Here is a 22,892-nt window from a genome sequence, read left to right as displayed (position 1 = left end):
CTATCTCACCTCTTGTCCCTTCAAAGTTTGTTTTAGTATTTTGCCTGATGCATTTCGTGGTAGCGCTTCCACACGTTCAAAGATGCGTGGAATTTTATATTTAGCAAGATGCTCCTCCAAATAAGCTTTAAGTCCATCCTCGTCAATGTCTGTTTTAGCGGCATACACAGCCTTCACCGTTTCTCCCCACTCCGGATGCGGTACACCTATTACAGCAACTTCAAATATTCCCTCATAGCTCAACATACTATCTTCAATTTCTTTCGGGTAAATATTCACACCGCCTGAAAAAATAACATCCTTTTTACGATCGACAATCCAAATATAGCCGTCCTCATCTATGCGGGCTAGGTCACCTGTTTTCAGCCAGCCATCTATAAATGCAGCCTTTGTTGCAACATCATCCTTGTAATAACCCAGCATGTTACCCTCACCGAATATCACAATTTCCCCTACTTCACCAACACTGATATCTTCTCCATTGTCGTTAATAATACGCAGCTCCGCTCCAAGTGGTGCACGCCGACCAACGCTCCCCGCCTTCGTCGCATGCTCTTCACCAAACAATATTGAACCGTTTGGACCAGCCTCTGTTAAGCCATAAACACAAGTTAAATTTTCTGTTCTGAAAGCTTTTTGTAAATGGCGGACTTCGTTTTGCGATAACGGCGCTCCGCCATAAGACCACCATTTCATCGATGATAAATCAGCTGTTTGCAATCTTGGCATTTGAGCGGTTAACAAATACGCGACAGGTGCGCCGAAGAAATGCGTTGTCCGTTCCTGCTCAATTGAATCTATTAATAAATCAGGCGTAAATGTTGGTGTTAGTACATTTGTTGAGCCTACAAGTACTCCTGCCATTAAAAATAAATGTAATGGAGCTGAATGCGTCAACGGCATCATAAGAAGAATCCGACTTACTGGCTTTACTTCCATTTCTACTGCAATCATTTGCGCTACAGTTAAAATATTGCGATAGCTAAACAATACTCCCTTTGGTTTTCCCGTTGTACCCGAGGTATATAAAATCGTTGAGACATCATCTTCATTCAACTGGCATTCAATTGTTTGAATGCTTGCATGTTGAATAAGTGTTTCATAGTTTAGCCAACCATTCTGCTCTTGACCTGTTTTGATTTTCAAAGGGACTACCTTGATGTTTTCAACTGCTGCAAAAATTGCCTCATGCGCTAGAATAGCTTTAACATCAGCATGCTGTGCTACATATTCGACCTCTTGCAATGTAAATTTCGCATTTACTGGAACGACAATAGCTCCAATGCGCTGAATAGCAAAATAGCTAACAACAAACTCTACTACATTTGGCATAAAAATAATTACTTTATCGCTTTGCCGCACACCCTGCTCTAATAAAGCATGACTAAAACGTGTCACTTGCTCATCTAAATCACGATAAGTCACACGTCTTCCCTGACAAACAACAGCTTCACTCATAGGGTACTTTCGCGCATTACGTGCTAACAAATTCGAACTATTCATCGTCCATCTCTCCCTTTAAAGTCGCTAATTTTTCTGTAAATATGCCTTGTAATTGCAGTAATTCACTCTTCATTTGTGCAAGCTCTGCTATTTTGCTATCAATCTCTTGAATTTTTTGCTCCCCATATTCGACCGTACGCTCCAACTGCTGAATGCCCGTGCGATCAAAATCAAACAGCAACACCATCTCCTTGATCTCCTCAAGTGAAAACCCGTAACGCTTCCCTCGGAAAATAAGTTTAAGCTTCGCTAATTCTTTTTTTGAAAAGGTTCGCTGATTAGTAGATGATCGATTAGGATTAAGCAGCCCAAGCTCCTCATAATAACGAATTGTCCGTGTTGAAACATTAAACTGCTTAGCCACTTCTTGAATCGTCTTCAACATCATCTCCCCTTCCCGTTTTCCATCAGTATATCATTGACGCTAACGTAAACTTCAACAAAATATCTGAATTTTACAGAAAATCTATGTTTCAAGTAGATGAATTGATTTATTTCGGGTGCTATTCGTCAGTTTAGCTGATCTATCCGTCGCTTCGGCGGTTCTATCCGTAAAGTCCTTGATGTTGTGTAAAATTCTATACAAAGTTTTTCAACCTTGACTTTAATTTTGTCAAATTGTCCAGCTTATGTTGGAATTCGCCTCTAAAAGTGGGAATTGCGCCGCTAACCAAAGGAGGAACGCCGCTAAAACCCGAAGTTGCGCTGCTAACCATGCCAGGATCGCCGCTAAAACCTGAAATTCCGCCGCTAAGCACCAGACTTTAGTCAAGTGCAACTCAGCTCTAGCTATCAAATTCATTTCAACACAAAAAAAGCCCCGGCACATTATCGTGCCGGGGGCTAGAAAGACTATTATTACATTTTTTCCGGTGAAGATACGCCGATTAAGCGTAATGCGTTGGCAATTGTTGTACGCACAGCTGTAATAAGGGCTAAACGAGCTTCTGTTAGCTCTTTATTTGAAGCATCTAACACTTTTTCAGCGTTATAGAAGCTGTGGAATGCAGCTGCTGTTTCTTGAATATAATTGGCGATACGGTGTGGTGTACGGTGCTTCGCAGCATCTCCTACCACTTTCGGGAAGTCGCCCACTTTTTTCAGTAAATCAATTTCTTTTTCAGCAGTTAGCAGGCTTAAATGATCTGTTGTTGCAGCAAAGCCTTGCTCATTTGCTGAGCGTAAAATTGAAGAAATACGTGCATGCGCATATTGTGCGTAATACACTGGGTTTTCGTTTGATTGAGATACGGCAAGGTCAAGGTCAAAGTCCATGTGAGAATCGCCTGCAGTTTTCACGAAGAAGTAACGAACTGCATCTAAGCCAACTTCTTCTACAAGCTCACGCATTGTAACAGCGTTCCCTGTACGTTTAGACATTTTGAATTTCTCACCGTTTTTATAAAGCTGAACCATTTGGATGATTTCTACTTCAAGCGTATCACGGTCATAACCAAGTGCCTGAATAGCAGCCTTCATACGTGGGATATAGCCGTGGTGGTCAGCTCCCCAAATATTAATTAATTTATCGAAACCACGTACAATTTTATCCTCATGGTATGCGATGTCTGGAGTCAGATATGTGAAAGAGCCATCATTTTTAATTAACACGCGGTCTTTATCGTCGCCAAATGTTGTTGAACGGAACCAAGTAGCACCGTCTTCTTCAAATACATGACCATTCGCTTTCAGTTTATCTAATGCTACTTCGATTTTACCGTTTTCATATAATGAAGTTTCTGAGTACCACACATTAAAGTTTACACGGAAGTTAGCAAGGTCTGTTTTTAACTTGTCTAATTCTAACGCTAAACCATGTTGACGGAAGAATGCAAAACGTTCTTCATCAGTTTTAGATAAAATTGCATCGCTATGCTCGCTAGCTAGTTTACCAGCGATTTCAATAATATCTGAACCGTGGTAGCCATCCTCTGGCATCTCAGCATCCAACCCTAAAGCTTGTTTATAACGCGCTTCAAGTGAATAAGCTAAGTTATTAATTTGGTTACCCGCATCGTTAATGTAGTATTCACGAGAAACATCGTAACCTGCCATATCTAACACATTACATAATGAATCCCCTACAGAAGCTCCACGTGCATGACCTAAATGAAGATCACCTGTTGGATTTGCAGATACGAATTCAACTTGAACTTTTTCTCCTGCGCCAGCATTAGAACGGCCATAATCAGCACCTTGCTCAAGCACTGCTTTTACTACACCTGATAGGAAATCTTTACGCACAGTAATGTTCATGAAGCCAGGGCCAGCAATATCGATTTTTTCAATATCTGTACCTGCTGTGTCAAGATTTTCTAAAATAGCTTCTGCAATCGCGCGAGGTGGTTTTTTTGCTAACTTCGTTAATTGCATAGCAATGTTTGTTGCATAGTCCCCATTTGCTTTATCCTTCGGTGTTTCAAGGTGAATATTTAACTCTGTGCCAGCTTCGACTAAGCCAGCTTTTTCAACAGCCTGCGCAATTGCTACTTTAATGGCTTGTTGTACTTGTTCTACTGCGTTCATCATTGTACCTCCGTAAATGTAATGTCTAATGTATAATTGCCAACGGATTGCCCACCCATTAGTAAATCGTACTGTACATGGAAATCTCCGCTTACTGCCTGTTTTGTAAACGTCATTTCTTTCGTGTCTATGACGAGTGGCATTGAACCGAGTTCACTTTCATAATGACCCATTTGTTGTTCGATTATGTTAAGTGGTAGTCGCATTTTTACTGCACCAGTACGCATAATTAATGCCTGTTCATTGCCTAGCTTCATCGTTGTGCGGATGGTTTTATCCTCCTGCACCTCTTCGTATTTCAAATAGATGCTTCCTGCTTTTTCAAGTAGCTGCCCAGTCAGCAACATTTCATAACTTTCGGATTCTCCATCAATCGGGCGAATCGTAGAAATGAGCTTAATGTTCACCTGCGATCTTGCGTCGTTCGCCATTATGGACGCTCCCTTTTTTGTTTTTACTATAACCTTTTTATTATAGGATGAATCCTTATATTTTTTCAAGGTAGAAGTGAGTATTCTATCCGATGTGGCAGTAATTTGTTCATTATTTAATGATTGACACAATTTGCCTGTAAATCTACAGTTATATTAAAGAATTTGAATATTCAATCACTTTAACGAAATGAGGGTTGCTGTATGTTAACACTTGAACAAATTCATGATGCTAAACGAAGAATCTCATCTTATATTTATGATACGCCTATTATTCGATTAAATGGGCTCGATCATCTTTTAGGGTGTCATGTCTTCATAAAAGCCGAGAATATGCAAAAAACAAACTCCTTTAAGCTTCGAGGAGCTCTCAATAAAATGCTTTCCATTTCGTTAGAACAATTACAAAAAGGCGTAGTCGCTGCGTCCTCAGGTAATCATGGAAAGGGTGTCGCCTATGCTGCCAAGTTATTAAATAGTAAAGCGACAATAGTTCTACCAAATTCAGCACCTAGCATTAAAGTTGATGGAATACGTGCCTTAGGTGCGGAGGTTGTCCAGTGTAAGCTGGCAGAAAGACATGTCCTAACAGAAAAACTCAGTCGTGATTATGGCTATTGCAACATACATCCTTATGATGATTACGATATTATGGCAGGACAAGGAACAGCAGGTTTGGAAATAGTAGCACAGCTCCCTGATGTCGATACTATAGTTATTCCTATTGGTGGTGGTGGATTAATTAGTGGCGTTGCAACAGCTGTCAAATCCATGGCCCCTCATATCAACATAATTGGTGTGGAGCCTGCTGTTGTTTCGCGTTATACAAAAAGCTTAGAAGCTGGCGAAAGATTGCTGTTAGCGGAACAAAAATCTTCGGCAGACGCCCTACTCACTTTACAGCCTGGGGAACGGAATTTTCCAATTGTTCAACAGCTTGTCGATGAAGTTGTAAGTGTAGATGAGGCCTTGATCCAACGTGGGATGAAAACCTTACTCACCGAGGGTAAAATTATCGCAGAACCTTCCTCTTCTATCGGAATAGGAGCTGCCCTGCAAGGAGCTTTGCCTATTCGTAAAAATGAAAAAGTATGTTTCCTCATTTCAGGAGGTAATGTTGGATTAGAGGCTTTGACTTTAGGAGACTAGCCAAAAAAGGCATCCACTCAAATGAATGAGTAGATGCCTTTTTGACATGCCGTGTCTAAACGTAACTCTCAGGATTTTTCAATTTCATAACATCCTTCTTAGGAAATAAAGCTTTCCAGAAATAAATCGCGAGACCAATTAACACTAGACAATGAAAGACATAAATAGAAACAGCAAGAACATTGGGCTCACCTTCGGTCAAGAATCCAATAAAATCATGCGCAGCGTGCCAGATAATCGGAAACATAATACTTTTTGTCTTTGCAACAATTTCTGCACAAACTAATCCAAAGAGGAATGCAAAAGCTACTTGTAGTAATGTCAATAAAAAATCCTGACCGTCAGCTAAATGTGCAAGATGTCCAATTCCAAACAAAATAGAGGAGCCTATAATAGCCGTTTTAAGCCCTTTCGCTGATAAATATTTGAAAATTAGGCCACGGAAAATAAACTCTTCACAAAGACCAACGGCAATAACAAATAGAAACAAAATAAGTACGTATTGCGCAGAAAAACCATCTTGATCTTTAATACCATTAAAGAATGCAACCAGCTCAAAAACAACGATAACAATCATCCAAGCCTCTGCTTTAAATCTTCTAAGCCCGAAATCTTGGAAAGAGAATTTACTTCTTTTCATGATCCACAGAGTAACTAGAACACCAACTGCAAAGGCAATAAATTGAATTAAAAATATAGAGCTTAAGCTACTTATATTTTTGACAGATATAATTACACCAGCTATAACAGGAAAAACAAGTGCAAGCACAGTAAATAGTATCGATAAAAGAATAGGTGAATTTTTCATTTTCATTTATTCTCTCCATTCAATAATTTTAGTTTAACGCCTTCAAAAACATCTTTTAAAATACCCTCAATTTCCGAGCTATCTAAATCGCAAGTATTCGTCGCACACATTGTCGCAATACCAAGCGTAGTTAACCATATATCGATAAATAGAGACTTAGCAGAGGTTTGAGTTAATCCTGTTAATTTAGAAATTAGCGCTATAATTCCTTGGTTTTCTACGTCATTTATTAAATCCGAAAAGCTTGAGATCTTATATTTATTGGATAGGAATAATAGCTCAAATAACTTTTTTTCCTCGCGAGCAAAGTTAATATAAGCTAACCCCATTCCTAAAAAAGAACTTTCTTGCAAACCTTGAAACATTCTTTCGTTATAAAGATTGCTGGCTCTTTCATATATTGCATACTTCAAATCATCCATGCTCGAGAATAATCGAAAAATGGGCTTTGTCGAACAACCTAACTCTTTTGCTAAATCCCTTGCATTCACACTATCAATGCCACTCTTCCTAGCCATTTCAAAAGCACAATCCATTAAAATTTCCTCTGTAAATCGCTCTTTGGGTGCCAAAAAAATTTGCCTCCTTCCAATAGGTAACATTAGTTACCTATAATGTAACAGTATTTCCCTATTAATGTCAATAAGGTATTCAAAAAAATTCAAAAGAAATAAAAAAAGCTCACTTTGTAAATGAGCCTCCTTTTTCCCTCAATAGCTATTGTGATAAACAACGGTATCCGTGGAAGATTATGTTAGTCAAGCTTTAAAAGCAAGCGGGGCTAAAAGTGAGCTCATTACGCTTCCTCACTTTTAGCCCCACACTAATCAATAAGCCTCGGCATAATTGCGTCCGGAGGCTTTAACTTTTTTCAGCAGGTGTTTGGACACCAGCTGAAGAAGTAATAAATTGTTTTATCTAGCCCAGTACCAGTTCTCTTAGCGGATTCCATTAAACGTAACTCTCAGGCTACCCATTATTTATGATTACCGCTCTCACCTTATCTTTCTTAGTAAATAAAGCTTTCCAGAAATAAATTGCTAGACCTATTAACACTATACACTGAAAGATATAAATAGAAACCGCAAGGACATCCGGCTCACTTTTATCAGTCATGAATGCAAAAAAATCGTGCGTCGCGTGCCAGACAATCGGGAAAATAATACTTTTTGTCTTTGCTATCATTTCTGCACAAACTAGCCCAAAGAGGAATGCAAAAATAATTTGTAGTAATGTCATTAAAAAATCCTGACCGGAAGCTAAATTTGCAAGATGTCCAATACCAAACAAAATTGAGGAACCTAGAATAGCCACTTTAAGCCCTTTTGCTGATAAATATTTGAAAATTAGACCTCGAAAAATAAGCTCTTCACAAAAACCAACTGCAATAACAAATAGAAGTAAGATAAATATATACTGCGCAGAAAAACCATCATTATCTGTAATACCATTTAAGAATGGAACCAGCTCAATAACAACGATAACAGCCATCCACGCCTCTGCTTTAAACTTTTTGAATCCGAAATCTTGGAAAGAGAATTTACTTTTTTTCATGATCCAAAGAATAACTAGAACACCAGCTGCAGTGGAGATAAATTGAATCAAAAATATTGAGCTTGAGCTACTTATATTTTTGATTGTTATAATCGCTCCAGCTATAGCAGGAAAAACAAGTGCAAGCACAGTAAATAATATTGATAAAAGAAAAGGTGAATTTTTCATTTTCATTTATTTCCTCCATCCAATAATTTTTGTTTAACGCCTTCAAAAACGTCTTTTAAATTACTTTCAATTTCCGAGCTATCTAAATCGCAGGTATTCGTCGCACACATTTAAATATAGGCTTTGTCGAACAACCTAACTCTTTTGCAAAATCCCTTGCATTCACACTATCAACGCCATTTTTCCTAGCCATTTCAAAAGCACAATCCAATAAAAATCCTTCAGTAAATCGCTCTTTTGGTGCAAAAAGAATTTTCCTCCATTCAATAGGTAACATCTGTTACTCATAATGTAAAAATTTTTTCTTGCCTATATCAATAAGATATGTGAATCTAATCAAAAAGTTTCCCCAAAAAAAATAAATAAAAAAGCTCACTTTGTAAATGAGCTTTTTTCCCAAGAAAGCATGTTAACTCCCCATATCTATTGAATCCTGTAATGATTATGTTAGCCAAATACAAGTGGGGCTAAAAGTGAACTCTTATACCTCCCTACTTCTAAATCCCCCTCATTCCAAATTTAACAAATTAGAAATAATTTCTGCACTTCCTGGTGAAAACATAAATATTGAGAATGAAATACATAATAATCCTACAAATACAATACCAATTTTCTTCATTAACAAAGATTGCTTTTTCGTAAATAGTCCTTTAAATATCAAAAACAGCCCTACAAATAAGATTAAGAAATACCAAACTCCCATTAGCTCACCCCTTTTTAAAAAAGACGTTACAGGTTACGGAAAGTTCAACCGTCTTAAGGGCATTAAAGTTAAAAACAACACTGACAATTTAAATCATCCTAAATGATCTCGTCATTGCTTTCTTGTTTAATTTGATCAATTCTTTTTTTGCCCCAATCATACATCATCTCAACGATCGGTAATAACGTCATCCCTAGTTCTGTCATGGAATATTCGACTTTTGGAGGAACTTCTGGAAACACTTCTCGATGAACAATCCCATCTTCCATCAGTTCACGTAATTGATTTGTTAATATCTTATGTGATATTTTTGGAAAAAGTCTTTGAAGCTCACTGAAACGATGCGTCCCTTCTACACCTAAATGCCACAAAATAACTACTTTCCATTTCCCGCTAATAATTGATAAGGTAAGTTCTTTCTCGCAATGATAATCGTTATTTAATATTCTCTCTTTTATCTCTTCTCTTAATTTATCTGGCATAGAGCTAACTCCCTTTTCCTATAAGTAACTTTTAGTAACCTCCGCACCAAAAAGTGCACTCTTCACAATGTAGAAAACCGTAGTAAAATGAGGATAGTCTTTAAGATAAATCTTAATCTATTTTTTCGTCTAAATAAAACATCTTATCTAAAGGAGCGAAAAATATGCAAACAATCGCAGGAAAAGTGGCGCTAATTACAGGAGCAGGGCGTGGAATAGGACGCGCAACAGCAGTAGCTTTTGCGCAAGAAGGTATTCACGTAGGTCTTGTTGGACGTACAATTGAAAATTTACAACAAGTAGCAGAGGAACTTAATCAGTATGATGTGAAGGTAGCAATTGCTGTGGCAAATGTAGCGGATCTAGACTCTATTACTACAGCCGTTGAATCTATTCGCGGTGAGCTTGGCGCAATCGATATTTTAGTAAACAATGCCGGCATTTCAAAATTCGGTAACTTCATGGACTTATCCCCTGAAGAATGGACAAATATTATCGATGTTAACGTAAAAGGTGTGTATTACACAACACGCGCTGTATTACCGGAGATGTTAGAGCGCAACACTGGCGACATCATTAATATCTCATCAACAGCTGGTCAAAAAGGTGCACCGATTACAAGCGCATACTCGGCTTCAAAAGCTGCCGTTATCGGACTAAGCGAATCATTAATGCTTGAAGTGCGTAAGAAAAATATTCGCGTTACGACTTTAACGCCAAGTACAGTTGCTACAGATATGGCGGTTGAGCTTAACTTAACAGACGGCAATCCAGAAAAAGTGATGCAAGCAGAAGATTTAGCAGATTTAATGGTTGCACAGTTAAAACTTCATCCACGTGTTGTATTAAAACATGCTGGACTTTGGTCGACGAACCCTTAATAGAACTTTTCGAAATATCAAGGCGCTATCCGATGTATTGGATGGCGTCTTCCTTTTTTATAACACTAAGTTTATGACCGCATTATCCAGAAGAGAGCTTAAAGGAAAATGGGGCTAGCCTAAAGCTAACCCCACCCCACCCGCTTCATTTCGAAGACCCTACTTATTTTATCCAGCCTAATTTCGCCTTCAATTTAACAACCATCCTCCAAATGTTCGGGTAGTCAAAAGGGAAAAGTTTAAGTATTGATCTATACCTTCCAACTATTTTAAAAAATTTTTTAACTTAACTAACTTTTATATTTGGAAGGACGTCTAATAATTAGTAATTTAACCATTTAAATAAAAGGAGAAATAATTATGAAAAAAACAATTAAAAAATCTTGGATGATTGTATCAGCACTAACAATAGGAATGGCTGTCTTCACGCCACATCAAGCTGAGGCAACAACAGCAAAAACAACAAACGAAATAACTGTTAAAGCTGAGCAACAAATTAAAGGAACTATTAAAAGCGTTTACGGAGATAGCATCACAATTAAAGGCAAAGACGGCAAAAACTATTATATCGGAATTCAGAACTTTTCAGATGAGCAATTAGAAAAAATGAACTTAGTAGAAGGTCAGGAAATCTCTGTAGAAGGTAGCTTAGTACAAGATTATTCAGACTTCTATACGTTTGACGTATATAAAAAAAGCTTACCTAAAGAAATAACAAAAGAAGACCTAGCTAAATTAGAAAAATTGTTTAATCAAACGAAGAAGTTAGAAAAAGAAGAGAAATATGATGAAGTAGATAAAATCAATCTGGAAATGGATAAAATCACAAAGCCATATATTTTAGCTAACTGGGTACCTGTATCCTTTGAAGAATTCATTGAAGGGTATGGATTTAGTGAAAAAAATATAGTTATTAAAGAAAAAGATAAAAAACAACTGAAAGATATTTATCAACAGTGGATAAAACTAGAGAAATCTGGTAAAGAGGAAAAAGCACAAGAAAAATTTGATGAATACCAGAAGGTTCTTCAACCTTACTTAGATGCTCTAAATCCACCGTTAACATTTGAAGAATACATCTCAGATTTGGAATTAGATATTATCCCGGTTGAAGCCATGCCAAAACTAAAAACTTTATACAATGATGCTAAAAAAGCTGATAAAGATAAAAATGATCAATTATCTGAAAAGCTATGGGGTGAATTCGATGATATGATTAATCCTTATTTTAAGCCACTTAGCTTTGAAGATTACTTGTCTGACTTTGATTTCGAAATCAAGGCAAATGATCAAAAACAATTAAAAAAGCTTTATGAAGAAGCAACAGCTCTTGATAAAAAAGGTGACTATGAAAAATCTAATGAAAAATGGGATGCTATCGACAAAATTTTAAATCTATATTTTGAAGTAAACAAAGAAATACTAATCTCAGCTTCTAAAGTAACGTTAAACGGTAAAGTTTATATTTCAAAACATTAATATATATATTTCGGGGTTATCCTAAAAGTCATTTAACAATGATTTAGGGATTAACCCCTTTCTTGTCTCCTAAAACTATCTCACCATATTAAGCAGCATGAAAATATCGCCTATTACAGTTTATTTTTAACGATTGCCTGTATAGGTATGCGTAAAGGTGAAGCGTTGGGGCTTCAATGGCGGAATATCGACTTAATCAAACAAAACGATTACCATCGGGCGTCATAGAGGAAATAATGGTGTAGGCTCCACAAAAACAAAAAATAGTAAGCGTACCATAAACAATTAAAGAGTTATCGAACAGCTGTTAAAGCGCTGTTGCTAGCCGCAAATTGAATGAAGACATTTCTAAAGATGATTCATTTATCTTTTTATCGCCTCATACTGGAGAACCTTTCATCTCTACCTAATTAAACTCAACTTTTAACAGGGCTGTAAAAGCTGCTGGATTACCTGCTACAACAATTCATGGATTACGGCATACACATGCTACGATTCTAATGAATAATGGTATCCCTGTAAAAGCCATTACCAAACGATTAGGAAATACTCCTGAAATGATCCCTACAGTTTATGGCCACATTCTTCAGGAGATGGAGGCGCAAACGGTATCTGTATTTAGTCAGAGTTTAAAGGAAAATGGGGCTAGCTTATTGCTAACCCCACTCCAACCGGTTTATATCAATATTAGAAAACCCTACTTATTTTACCCAACCCAAAATCATTTCTCTTAATAGCTTTGAAGCTGTATTCGCAGTCATTTCTGATGTGTCGTAGATTGGTGCTACTTCAACTAGGTCAAAGCCAACTACATTGACGTTACTTGCTGCAATCGTATGGATTGACGCTAGTAATTCTTTTGATGTAATGCCTCCGCAATCTACTGTTCCCGTACCCGGTGCATGTGCTGGATCAAGTACATCTATATCAATCGTAACGTAAACATTACGTCCCGCTAAAGACGGTAATACTTCTTTTAATGGTTCTAGCACTTCAAATTTTGAAATGTGCATGCCATTTTCCTTCGCCCATTCGAATTCTTCCTTCATACCTGAACGAATACCAAATGAATAAACATTTTTCGGTCCGATATGTTCAGCAATTTTGCGAATTGGTGTTGAGTGAGAAAGTGGCTCCCCTTCATATTCTACACGTAAGTCTGTATGTGCATCAAAATGGATAATTGCTAGGTCATCATATTTTGCTGATACAGCTTTCATAACAGGCCACGATACTAAATGTTCGCCACCCATACCTACAGGAATCTTGTTATCTGCTAAAAGCTTCTCGATATACTTTTCAATTTCATCTAGCGAGCGCTGAGCGTTGCCGAATGGTAATGGTATATCACCCGCATCAAAATATTTCACTTCTTCTAGCTCGCGGTCTAAATATGGACTATATTCTTCTAATCCAATAGATACCTCACGAATACGCTGCGGACCAAAACGTGAGCCTGGACGATAACTAACTGTCCAGTCCATTGGCATACCATAAATGACCGCCTGAGCATCCTCATATGTAGGATGACTTTTTATAAAAACATTTCCTGAATAAGCTTCATCAAATCTCATTACTCGACCTCCACTTGATTAGAATTAATTCTATTAGATTCATTTTCATCACTTAGGGTTGATTTCCGTTCCGACTGGGCGCTTTCCTGGGGGCGTCGGGGCAACAGGATGTTGGTCACGAAGGCGTTATCACAGGACGTGATGTATTTAGCCTTCGTTCCCCTACCCGCTTCGCTGCAGGGTCTCGGGCCAACACGATGTTGGTCACGAAGGCGTTATCACAGGATGTGATGCTTTTAGCCTTCGTTCCCCTATCGCTAATAAGGAGTCGCCCAGTCTCCACTCCAATCAACTTATCCACAAGGGTACGTTTTAGCAAAATATTATCCAATACTTTCAGTGATGAACCTTTTTATCATTACTCTATTAACGACTTACAGGATTGTAATGAAACCTCTATCCTTGTATCCTCGTATACATTATTGGAACGTCTAGCAAAATTCGATTAAAATCTACAAGGTGGCATTCTTTTGTCGAACGCTAGCATTTCAAACAGTACAAAAAAAGTATAGATGTTTTTGAATAAAGTGCAATAGTTTTTACCAATAATTTCGATTAAATATGAATGTTCAGACACATACTATACGCAAGTGTGAGAAAACGAGGTGAAGTCGGATGCAGAGAAAAAGCTATCAACGTAAACAAAAGCGTGTAAAGCGTACGCGTAAAGCACTTACCCTTTTTATCGCCTTTACATCTGCAATTGTAGTAGCATTTATAGCTTTACGCGTCTACGTTCAAGTGGCTGGTGCCCCACCTTTAACCGTACCTAAAGCCTCTATTTTCTTAGATGAAAATGAGAACCAAATTGGGGATCACTTTACGAATGAACGACGTTATTGGGTTAGCCGTGATGAGATGTCCCCCTATTTAACGAAAGCAGTAGTCGCTGTTGAGGATAAAGATTATTATAAGCATGGCGGTTTTGATTTTTCTCGTATCGCTGGTGCATTATTAATTGATCTTAAGGCTGGAGGTAAGGTTCAAGGAGCTAGTACAATTACGCAACAATATGCTCGAAATCTATATCTTTCACATGAAAAATCTTGGACACGAAAATTAAATGAAGCACTGTATGCTTATAGATTAGAAGTTTTTTATAATAAGGATGAAATATTGGAAGGCTACTTAAATACTGTTTACTACGGGCATGGGATGTACGGCGTAGAAGCAGCTAGTCGATTTTATTTCGGAAAATCAGCAAAAGATTTAACATTAGCAGAAGCTGCAATGTTAACCGGAATTCCAAAAGGGCCAAGTATTTACTCTCCTATTGCCAATCTAGAAAAGGCAACTAATCGCCAACACGTTATTTTAAAACTGATGGCTGATCAAGGTGCTATTACGCAAGATGAAAAAACACGTGCAGAAAATGAAAAGCTTGTCTTAAAGAATGATAGTTGGGTAGCAACAAAATCTGTAGCACCATTTTTCCTTGACGTAGCATGGCAAGAGGCTAGTGAAATTTTGAAATCAAAAAATCTCGACATTAGTGAAGGTGGCTGGACTATCCAAACAACTCTTAATTTAGAACACCAAAAGGCCGCAGAAGAAGCTGTAGCCAAACATATGCCTGCTGATGATCTTCAAACTGCTTTTGTTAGTATGAAATCCAATACAGGTTCCGTTACAGCATTAGTTGGAGGTCGTGACTATGCTACAAGTTCATTTAATCGAGTTACACAGGCAAAACGTCAGCCAGGCTCAACCATTAAACCTATTTTATATGCGGCAGCTTTAGAGAATGGTTATACACCTTTAACCTATTTAAATGTAGGTGAGACAACTTTCACTTATGATCATGGACGTGCCACATATGCACCCAAAAATGTTAATGGCAAATTCGCAAACCATGATATGTCAATGGCCCAAGCTATCGCTATTTCAGATAATATTTACGCTGTGAAAACTTTAGAGGAAATTGGATTTAAAGCATTTCATAATATGGCTGATCGCTTCAACGTGAATATCGGTACTAAGGACAATTTATCCATCGCGCTTGGAACGACTGAAACAACATTATATGAAATGACGAATGCTTATAATATTTTAGCATCGCAAGGTAAAAAAACTACGCCTACTACTATTGTTTCTATTAAAAATGCTAATGGCGATATCATCTATGAAAATAAAGAAGTTGAAAAAGAAGATGAGACTGTTCTATCAAAAGAGCATACGTATATCTTAACAGAAATGATGACGGGTATTTTTGATCCAGTCTTTAGTGATTATTCTCCAGCTACAGGGATTGGCATTCGCTCTCGTATGACGCATACGTATGCAGCCAAATCTGGCTCTACAAATAGCGATCAGTGGCTAATTGGATTTACACCTAGCTTAACTGCTGGCGTGTGGAACGGCTATGACCAAGGAAAAAATCTAACAGCAAGAGAAGATACTGCATCTACAAAGCAAATTTGGATCGACTTTATGGAGGCTGTCAATAAAGGAACAAAGAACGAAGATTTTACAAAGCCTAAAGACGTTAAAGGTGCGGTCATCGATATTGAATCAGGTAAGTTAGCAACAGATGCCTGCCCGAAACAACGTCTCGTCTATATGGCTGCTAAAGATGTACCAACCGAAAAATGTTCAAACTTCGATATTCTCGATACGAATACGTGGGGAAAATTCTGGAACATGCTTCCATTCTCCATTTTTAAAGATTAACGTGTGGAACCTTTATCAGAGATAGACGTTTTAATTATCGAAGGCTCTCGACAAAGTACAGACATATACGAAAAAGAAAAGCTTTCTCTTCCCCGGAGCCGTGTCCGTGGGAACAGAAAGCTTTTCTTATTTATGGTTCGCGAAGTAGATGAGCATCATGAGGCATTTGGCTTGGGTTTGGGTTGTTCAAATGCCGCATAGCGCTCATCACATTCGCAGAACCAAGTGTCCTAGCTTACTAAAATGTAAGCCTGTATCAAGTTTACTTTGTTTCAAACCCACTTTCAACCTTATATCGAAAGCGATTGCAAAATGTCACAGATTGTTCAATCATTGTAGGTCTATTAAACAAATAAATCTTGACGCAATTGCTCCTCACTACGTGCCCACAAGTCCGGATTAAGCTCTTCTAGGAAAGAAGATAACACCTTTTTAGATGGTGCATCCATATGTTCTACAATAATATGACGCTTCATAGATTTATCCATTTTATTTACATGATCAGCTAAAATTTTATAGCCACGACGTTTTTCTCGATTGACTACCATTTCACACGCAGTTACACCCGCATAGTAAGGTCCATCCGCTTTATGGTCTATTGTCACCCACACTAGCCAATACGGTTTCCCACCTTCTGAATCAGCACGATCTGTCGTAAATTTAATACCTCTTTCCACATCACTGCGAGCATGCATAGCACCGATTTCAACTGATGCCGTCCCCTCTTCTATATCGATCATGACTGGCGATACGTTTTCTAATGAAAGCGAACCGATACCAAATCCCTTATGTCCGTCTGTTGGGTCATTTTTGATAATAGTAAAGCCCATTTTTTGTTTTGGTTTTTCTTCATTTGCCATACTCTAAATACCTCCATTCTGCTATTATAAAAGTAAAGCATAGTTAAGCGCATTAGCGCCGCAATGATAGCGACACTGGTATTGCGCATATGCCTACATACAAGTAAGAAGTTTATATACTTTCTTATAAACTAACTATACAACATTATTCAATAAAGGAGGCAATATTATGCCATACGTAACAGTGAAAATGCTTGAAGGTCGTACAGAAGAACAAAAACGTGCACTAGTAAAAGAAGTAACAGAAGCCGTTTCTCGTACAGTTAACGCGCCACCAGAAAACGTAACAGTTTTCATTGAAGAAATGTCTAAAAACCATTACGGTGTTGCAGGCGTGCGTTTCAGCGATAAATAAAGATTAGAACGGGTAGAGCACATAAAGCTCTACCCATTTTTAACGTATTGCTAGCGGCGTTTTTTGGTTTTAGTGGCGGAACATTGCCTTTTACCGGCGATTTTTTTGGTTTTAGCGGCGGAACTTGCACTTTTACCGGCGACTTTTACGGTTTTAGCGGCGGAACTTGCACTTTTACCGGCGACTTTTACGGTTTTAGCGGCGGAACTTGACCTTCTGCAGGCAACTCGTAATTTCAATACTAGGATGTGATCTATAAAATGAATAAGTTTAAACTATCACTACTCATTTGTATGCTCATCGTCGGCCTCTTACTTATTTTTATTAACCCCATTCAAAATGCAATCATCGCTCATTTAAGTAAGCAATTAAATACAACTGATTACAGTGCAGAGGATATTGAAAAAAACAAAAATGCAGATGCCGATTTTGAATTTGAAGCAGTGCAATCTTTATCCATTGCGGAAGTTTTAAAAGCCCAAACAACCGCAAATGAAATGCCTGTCATTGGTAGTATCGCTGTCCCTAGTGTTGGTATGAAACTTCCTATCGTCAAAGGAGTTGGGAATGCCTCTCTTGCCGTTGGAGCAGGTACTATGAAGCCTAATCAAAAACTTGGACAAGGAAACTACGCATTAGCAGGCCATTACTTTGAGGAAAAAGATATTTTATTTGGCCCCTTATACAAAGCAAGCATTGGCGATACGATTTATTTAACGGATTTAACGAATATTTATGAGTACAAAATAATGGCCAAGGAAATCATCGCTGCAACGGATGTTTATGTTATTGATGACATCCCTCACAAAACTACCTTAACCCTCGTAACATGCGCTGATAAAGGTACGAAACGACTTGCCGTTCAAGCAGATTTTGTCGAGCAATATCCATTCGACCAAGCACCAGCAAAACTATCAGAGACTTTTTAGTATAAGAAAACCCCAAGATTTCATAATCTTGGGGTTTTCTTATTGAAAATTATTTCACTTCTGTATTGCGACGACGCAATAAGAATAATGCACCTAGAACGAGAGCTACACCAATTAGTGTAAGAGCTGTTTGGTTTGCTCCATTTGTTTGTGGCAGTTGGCCTTTCGCCTTTAACTGCACTTCCATTTCTTTAGCATCTGCTTTGATTTTGTCAATATCAAGAGATTTTGCTACTTCTTCCTGTTCCTCTTTAGATAACTTGTTGTATTTATCGAGGAAATCCTTATATGCATCTAAAGTGTCTTTATTTGCTGTAGAAGGATTGTATGGCTTTAAGTTTTTCCCTTGGTCAATGACTTCTTGTACAGATGGTTTAGTTGTTTCAGGTTTTCCAGGATTTATTGGTTTTTTCGAATCTGTTGTTGGGTTACCTGGATTTTCTGGATCAACTGGTTTCTCCGGATCTGGATTTGGTTTGTTTGGATCAACCGGTTTCTCCGGATCTGGATTTGGGTTGTTTGGATCAACTGGCTTCTCCGGATCTGGATTTGGTTTGTTTGGATCAACTGGTTTCTCTGGATCTGGATTTGGGTTGTTTGGATCAACTGGCTTCTCCGGATCTGGATTTGGTTTGTTTGGATCAACTGGTTTCTCCGGATCTGGATTTGGTTTGTTTGGATCAACTGGTTTCTCCGGATCTGGATTTGGTTTATTTGGATCAACCGGCTTCTCCGGATCTGGATTTGGTTTGTTTGGATCAACTGGTTTTCCTGGATCTGGATCAACTGGTTTTCCTGGGTCAACCGGTTTTCCTGGATCTGGATCAACTGGTTTTTCTGGGTCAACTGGCTTTTCAGGTTCTGGTGTTAGTGTACGCTTCTTATTTTTCAAAGTTAGTAAAATAGTTGGGCTTTCACCTTTTGTTGTAAAGGTATATTGCGAACCATATGGATTTGAATCTACTTGGAAATCAGTTGTATATCCTGCTTGTGCTACTGTTTCTTTTAATGTATATGTTCCCCATTTCAAATTCCCAAAATCAAGTTCACCATCATTATTAGTAGTACCCGACTTAATTTTAATCAAGTTAGGCTCTTTCCCTAAATATAAATCAAAACTAACATTAGCCAATTTTTTTGTTTCATCATCTGCGTCTTGTTTCACTAGTTTTATATTATAGTTTTTAAGATCACCAGATGCCCCCGACCACTCATATGTTACTGACTGTGAAATTGTTTGTTTTTCAGTTTTTACTTCGTTTCCAATAAAGTTATATTCGTATGAATTAGATATCTCCGAATCTAAAGAAGCTGAAATGTTTGTAACATATGAAATTTCATATTCGTGATCAATGTCTTTTTTAAATGTTAATTTAAAACTTTTTTTATCGTCAGCGATTTTGAAGTCAAATAATTGTTCTACTTGGTCTGACGTTAGTTCTTCCATACTTTTAGTGAATCCGTTTCCGTTTCGTTCATATACTACTTGTTTCACCATAAAAGTATCACGTTCAAGAGTAATGCCGTCTAATTTTAAGCCTGCGAAGTCTGTTACAAGCACTTGTCCATCATTCAATGTATCTTTGATTGTTGAACCTTCTTTGATATAAGATTGACTCTTATTTAAAGCGAATTTCCATTCTAAATAATCTGTATTTGCAATATCTCGGCCATCTTTAGTGAAATATTGCCCTGCATTGTCAACGGTAGGACCTTCTACTTCGTAATCTGTAATTTCCTTGCCGTCTTTATCAATTAGATGTGCAGTGTTTTTAGCAGTGTTTTTAGCATCTGAGAAATCACCAATAAATTGCTTTTTATATTCTGTTGTATAAACAATACGATATGGTTGATCAATGGTTTCTTTAAATTTCAATTTAAAACCAGTATAACCTTTGTCATTTTTACCTGTACCTTCAATATCGAAGTTTTTAAATTCTTCATCAGATGGTTTTGGTTCTTCATTCTTATCATTTAAGGTTAATAGATATACTTTAATTTCATTTAAGTCAGAGATTGTTTGCTTATCACCGAAGTTATCTACAATAATAGGATTAATTAAAGTGTGCTTATTATAGTTAATATCTAATGTCCATTCCACAGTTTTATCTATTGGGTTGTAAATCCCTGATTTATTACCATTGTTTTTAGTATAAACATTCAACTGTGCAGTGGATTCCGTAGAATTATCGTAATCAATACTATCTTTTGTCCATTGAACAGCTGCGGAATTTTTAACATTATTTCCATCATAAGTTTTTGTTGGGTCAAAATATGTTGGATAATTAAATATTACTTTCCTATCTACTGTTCCTTTTAATTCTAGCTTAAAGCCTTTTGTCGTAAATGTTCTTCCTTCCTCAGTCTGTGGCTCTATTAACGTCAACTTAAAGCAATCAGTTGTTAAAGAATCAGAACAAATAGTGTCTGGATTTGCAGCTATAAAATCGTCTTCATACATTTTCAAGTATTTTCCATTCTCGAATGTATCTGTAATTGTTACATCAGATATCTCTTTATACTCGTTACCATTAAACGTAAGTGACCAATGTATTTTTTTGTTTTTATAATCAACAGCCTCTATTTTTTTAGAGAACATATGCTGAGTTACTGTTTGCGTTACTTTATTCGATGAATATTTATGTTCGTCATCACCATAAGAAATATTAGCTTCATTTGTTACTGAGTACGATTTATCAACAACTTCATCGATTGTTGTGTAGGTAATTGTATGTTCCTTATTTTCATTACCTTCACTTGGTTTAAATTCTATTGTTAAAGTATTACCGTTAACTTTAATTTTTTCTGATCCTGGAGCAGGAGCCGGTTCAATAGATACCGAATCTACATCAAACTCCATAGTTTTCCCGTCTTTAGACGCATCGGTTGGTTTTAATGTCAGTGTATCAACAACTTTCATACCAGATGAAATATCTCGGCCATCTGCGTTTACTTTGACTGTCCAATCAATTGAACCTTTATTTGGATCATATTCTTTTGCACTTTTTGTGATTGGGTTATCGAAGCTTAATGTTACTTTATTTCCGTCTGATTCACCATTAATGGAGGCTTGGTTATAAATTTTATTTTCTCCATTATAATATGCTTCTTTCTGTTCATTAGTAACAGTTGTTTCGTAGTAAATGCGATACGCCTTTTTATTTTCTGACCCTGTAAATTTAATTGGGAAGCTTTTAGATTCTAATGTGAATCCTTCCGTTGTAGAAATAGTGGATTGAACAAAACTAATTTTACCGTTACTTAATTTAGGCGTTAGTTCATAAACCTCTATAGAACCTGGGACGATATCAGCTGCTAGTGTATCTGTTAATTCTTGACCAGCAATATTTTCTGTTTTTGTGTTAACATCAACATACCATTTTACAGTATTAGCATTTTTTTCGTGAGAGCCTGGGTATTTTTTAATGGCCTCTCCACCTGAGTTAGCGATTGAAATAATAAAATTCTTTTCTCCGTTAATATTAAAAGGATATTCTTGAGTTAATTCTCCTGTTTTAACTACATCCCCTAAAGCCCATGCTTTAAAGAAGTGCCCATCTGTTACCGGACGACCTTCACCAGCTTCATTTCTAATTGCGTCTGTAAACTCTATTGTTATTTCTCCAGATTTATCAATCGAGTACTTCGCAAATACTTCATTATTGGAAGATTTAATCGGCACATCTGATTGTGCTTCTAATTTAAATGCAGTTGGTACTTTAAATTTGAAAAAGTCCCCTGGATTTACTGTATGATTTTCCGGTAAAGAAAAATCAAATTTAAGAGAATACATTTTATTTAGGTCGCCTAATGTTGTGTTTAAAATAAAATCTTCTCCAACCATAGGTAAATCCTCTTCTTGTGAACTAATAACAACATTAGTCACATTTATATCAGATGCAGTTAATTCTTTTACTGGCTCTGAATTTGTTTCAAGTTGGGGTTTTAGTGTAGGATCATTTGGATCTTCATTACCCACTTCATTTTTATCAGATAAATTTTTGTCACTTCCCTCAGGCGTTTCAGGTAGTGTTAAGTCACTATCTTTTCCATTATTTTCTTTTCCCTCGGTAGGAATATCTCCTGTTGGTTCAGCTGGCTTGTTATCTCCCTCTGAGGTACCTGTGTCAATATTAGTACCAGAAGTTTTTGGTATTTCAGCGCCAGCATTACTCCCTGCATCTGGTTTTGTTTTTGTACCTTCATCCACTGAACCTGTTGTTCCATTCTCAGAACTATTTACCTTGCTAAATTCATCGCTAGGATCGGTCTCATGCGCAAACGCTGAAATCGGTGATAGTACGGTTTGGAATACGAGTAGCAATAGGATAATTGCTATGTTTAATTGTTTAAGTTTTTTCATGTTTCTCTCCTTTTCTAAGTTCAGAGAGATACCTGTTGATGTTTGCCGACGACGTTGCATCCTTTCTGTAAAGGTATGCCACAAACATAGGTTGGTCTCTCTTTCTTTCTATTCAGCTGTCGTCATACATTTTAATAAGTACTTCGAATAGGTAATCATGATGACTTATGTATGTTCGATGCACATTTTGAATATATACATAGTACTTTTGTGACACCTCTAATAATAGGCCTCACCCCCCTTAGGGTTTTAGACTCATCATAAGAGATAATACTAAACAATTTCTAAACAATCACGGACTTTCTATTTAAAAAATTCTAAAAAATTCTATATATTTTCCACTTTTTTCATCTTTATACACGACAAAAAAACAGCGAAAATAACTCTAATAGAGTACTTTCGCTGTTTTTCACTATAGTTATGTTGGATTACTATTTAATTCAATTATTTAATATAC

The 22,892-nt window shown here is 37.1% G+C and carries 19 protein-coding genes and 1 pseudogene; 7 read left to right on the top strand and 13 right to left on the bottom strand.

Features of this window, described 5'->3' with window-relative positions:
* From ACIQLB_RS11995 to ACIQLB_RS11980, 4 genes are all read right to left on the bottom strand, one after another.
* A complete protein-coding gene (locus ACIQLB_RS11995; protein WP_400725650.1) occupies nucleotides 1-1,503 on the bottom strand; it encodes a class I adenylate-forming enzyme family protein in 1,503 nt (500 codons plus the stop codon).
* Nucleotides 1,496-1,885 (bottom strand): MerR family transcriptional regulator, encoded by a 390-nt coding sequence (locus ACIQLB_RS11990; RefSeq protein WP_400725647.1) that lies wholly within the window; start codon nucleotides 1,883-1,885, stop codon nucleotides 1,496-1,498. Before ACIQLB_RS11990 ends, ACIQLB_RS11995 begins: the two co-directional genes overlap by 8 nt.
* A gap of 476 nt (nucleotides 1,886-2,361) precedes the next feature.
* The gene (gene argS, locus ACIQLB_RS11985) at nucleotides 2,362-4,029 is read right to left on the bottom strand and encodes an arginine--tRNA ligase (RefSeq protein WP_400725870.1); all 1,668 of its coding nucleotides are present in this window, start codon (nucleotides 4,027-4,029) and stop codon (nucleotides 2,362-2,364) included.
* On the bottom strand, nucleotides 4,029-4,460 hold the full coding sequence (locus tag ACIQLB_RS11980; RefSeq protein ID WP_400725644.1) for a YwiB family protein: 432 nt from the start codon (nucleotides 4,458-4,460) through the stop codon (nucleotides 4,029-4,031). Before ACIQLB_RS11980 ends, argS begins: the two co-directional genes overlap by 1 nt.
* A gap of 204 nt (nucleotides 4,461-4,664) precedes the next feature.
* Between ACIQLB_RS11980 and ACIQLB_RS11975 the strand changes: the two genes are divergently transcribed.
* A complete protein-coding gene (locus tag ACIQLB_RS11975; RefSeq protein ID WP_400725641.1) occupies nucleotides 4,665-5,609 on the top strand; it encodes a threonine ammonia-lyase in 945 nt (314 codons plus the stop codon).
* A gap of 55 nt (nucleotides 5,610-5,664) precedes the next feature.
* Here the strand turns inward: ACIQLB_RS11975 and ACIQLB_RS11970 are convergent, their stop codons facing one another.
* The 6 genes from ACIQLB_RS11970 to ACIQLB_RS11945 all read right to left on the bottom strand — a co-directional run bounded on the left by ACIQLB_RS11970 (nucleotide 5,665) and on the right by ACIQLB_RS11945 (nucleotide 9,324).
* Nucleotides 5,665-6,423 carry a CPBP family intramembrane glutamic endopeptidase gene (locus tag ACIQLB_RS11970; RefSeq protein ID WP_400725638.1) on the bottom strand — a complete coding sequence of 253 codons (759 nt, stop codon included), beginning with the start codon at nucleotides 6,421-6,423 and terminating at the stop codon, nucleotides 5,665-5,667.
* A complete protein-coding gene (locus ACIQLB_RS11965) occupies nucleotides 6,420-7,019 on the bottom strand; it encodes a TetR/AcrR family transcriptional regulator (RefSeq protein WP_400725635.1) in 600 nt (199 codons plus the stop codon). The genes ACIQLB_RS11970 and ACIQLB_RS11965 overlap by 4 nt, the downstream gene beginning before the upstream one ends.
* Nucleotides 7,020-7,386: 367 nt before the next feature.
* Nucleotides 7,387-8,145 (bottom strand): CPBP family intramembrane glutamic endopeptidase, encoded by a 759-nt coding sequence (locus tag ACIQLB_RS11960; protein WP_400725632.1) that lies wholly within the window; start codon nucleotides 8,143-8,145, stop codon nucleotides 7,387-7,389.
* Nucleotides 8,146-8,221: 76 nt separating this feature from the next.
* Nucleotides 8,222-8,416 (bottom strand): hypothetical protein, encoded by a 195-nt coding sequence (locus ACIQLB_RS11955; protein ID WP_400725631.1) that lies wholly within the window; start codon nucleotides 8,414-8,416, stop codon nucleotides 8,222-8,224.
* Between the two features lie 231 nt (nucleotides 8,417-8,647).
* A complete protein-coding gene (locus ACIQLB_RS11950; protein ID WP_400725628.1) occupies nucleotides 8,648-8,842 on the bottom strand; it encodes a hypothetical protein in 195 nt (64 codons plus the stop codon).
* A gap of 98 nt (nucleotides 8,843-8,940) precedes the next feature.
* Entirely contained in the window at nucleotides 8,941-9,324 is a 384-nt protein-coding gene (locus ACIQLB_RS11945; RefSeq protein WP_400725625.1) for a winged helix-turn-helix transcriptional regulator, read from the bottom strand.
* 164 nt (nucleotides 9,325-9,488) lie between these two features.
* Here ACIQLB_RS11945 and ACIQLB_RS11940 point away from each other — a divergent pair, with 164 nt between their 5' ends.
* The 3 genes and pseudogenes from ACIQLB_RS11940 to ACIQLB_RS11930 all read left to right on the top strand — a co-directional run.
* The gene (locus ACIQLB_RS11940) at nucleotides 9,489-10,205 is read left to right on the top strand and encodes a 3-ketoacyl-ACP reductase (protein WP_400725623.1); all 717 of its coding nucleotides are present in this window, start codon (nucleotides 9,489-9,491) and stop codon (nucleotides 10,203-10,205) included.
* A 360-nt stretch (nucleotides 10,206-10,565) separates the two neighbouring features.
* Nucleotides 10,566-11,684 (top strand): hypothetical protein, encoded by a 1,119-nt coding sequence (locus ACIQLB_RS11935; RefSeq protein WP_400725620.1) that lies wholly within the window; start codon nucleotides 10,566-10,568, stop codon nucleotides 11,682-11,684.
* 425 nt (nucleotides 11,685-12,109) lie between these two features.
* Nucleotides 12,110-12,418, top strand: a pseudogene (locus ACIQLB_RS11930) (tyrosine-type recombinase/integrase); the annotation flags it as partial.
* On the opposite strand, the gene speB reads toward ACIQLB_RS11930, so the two are convergent.
* Nucleotides 12,386-13,258, bottom strand: coding sequence for an agmatinase (gene speB / locus ACIQLB_RS11925; protein ID WP_400725617.1), 873 nt, complete (start codon nucleotides 13,256-13,258; stop codon nucleotides 12,386-12,388). The pseudogene ACIQLB_RS11930 and the gene speB overlap by 33 nt on opposite strands.
* Nucleotides 13,259-13,873: 615 nt before the next feature.
* Here speB and ACIQLB_RS11920 point away from each other — a divergent pair.
* Nucleotides 13,874-15,928, top strand: a complete 2,055-nt coding sequence (locus ACIQLB_RS11920; protein ID WP_400725614.1) for a transglycosylase domain-containing protein — start codon at nucleotides 13,874-13,876, stop codon at nucleotides 15,926-15,928.
* Nucleotides 15,929-16,272: 344 nt separating this feature from the next.
* On the opposite strand, the gene ACIQLB_RS11915 is transcribed toward ACIQLB_RS11920, so the two are convergent.
* Complete coding sequence (locus ACIQLB_RS11915; RefSeq protein ID WP_400725611.1) at nucleotides 16,273-16,788, bottom strand: YwhD family protein; 516 nt, start codon at nucleotides 16,786-16,788, stop codon at nucleotides 16,273-16,275.
* Between the two features lie 169 nt (nucleotides 16,789-16,957).
* On the opposite strand from ACIQLB_RS11915, the gene ACIQLB_RS11910 reads away from it, so the two are divergent.
* The gene (locus ACIQLB_RS11910) at nucleotides 16,958-17,143 is read left to right on the top strand and encodes a 2-hydroxymuconate tautomerase (RefSeq protein ID WP_053484500.1); all 186 of its coding nucleotides are present in this window, start codon (nucleotides 16,958-16,960) and stop codon (nucleotides 17,141-17,143) included.
* Nucleotides 17,144-17,403: 260 nt separating this feature from the next.
* Nucleotides 17,404-18,072 (top strand): class A sortase, encoded by a 669-nt coding sequence (locus ACIQLB_RS11905; protein ID WP_400725607.1) that lies wholly within the window; start codon nucleotides 17,404-17,406, stop codon nucleotides 18,070-18,072.
* A 49-nt stretch (nucleotides 18,073-18,121) separates the two neighbouring features.
* On the opposite strand, the gene ACIQLB_RS11900 is transcribed toward ACIQLB_RS11905, so the two are convergent.
* Nucleotides 18,122-22,435, bottom strand: a complete 4,314-nt coding sequence (locus ACIQLB_RS11900; RefSeq protein WP_400725604.1) for a collagen binding domain-containing protein — start codon at nucleotides 22,433-22,435, stop codon at nucleotides 18,122-18,124.
* Between the last annotated feature and the right edge of the window lie 457 nt (nucleotides 22,436-22,892).

Source organism: Lysinibacillus sp. NPDC092081 (genome assembly GCF_044755845.1).
Classification (GTDB): Bacteria; Bacillota; Bacilli; order Bacillales_A; family Planococcaceae; genus Lysinibacillus.
Note: the sequence above shows the minus strand (reverse complement) of the source record. Positions and strands in the feature narration are given on the sequence as shown.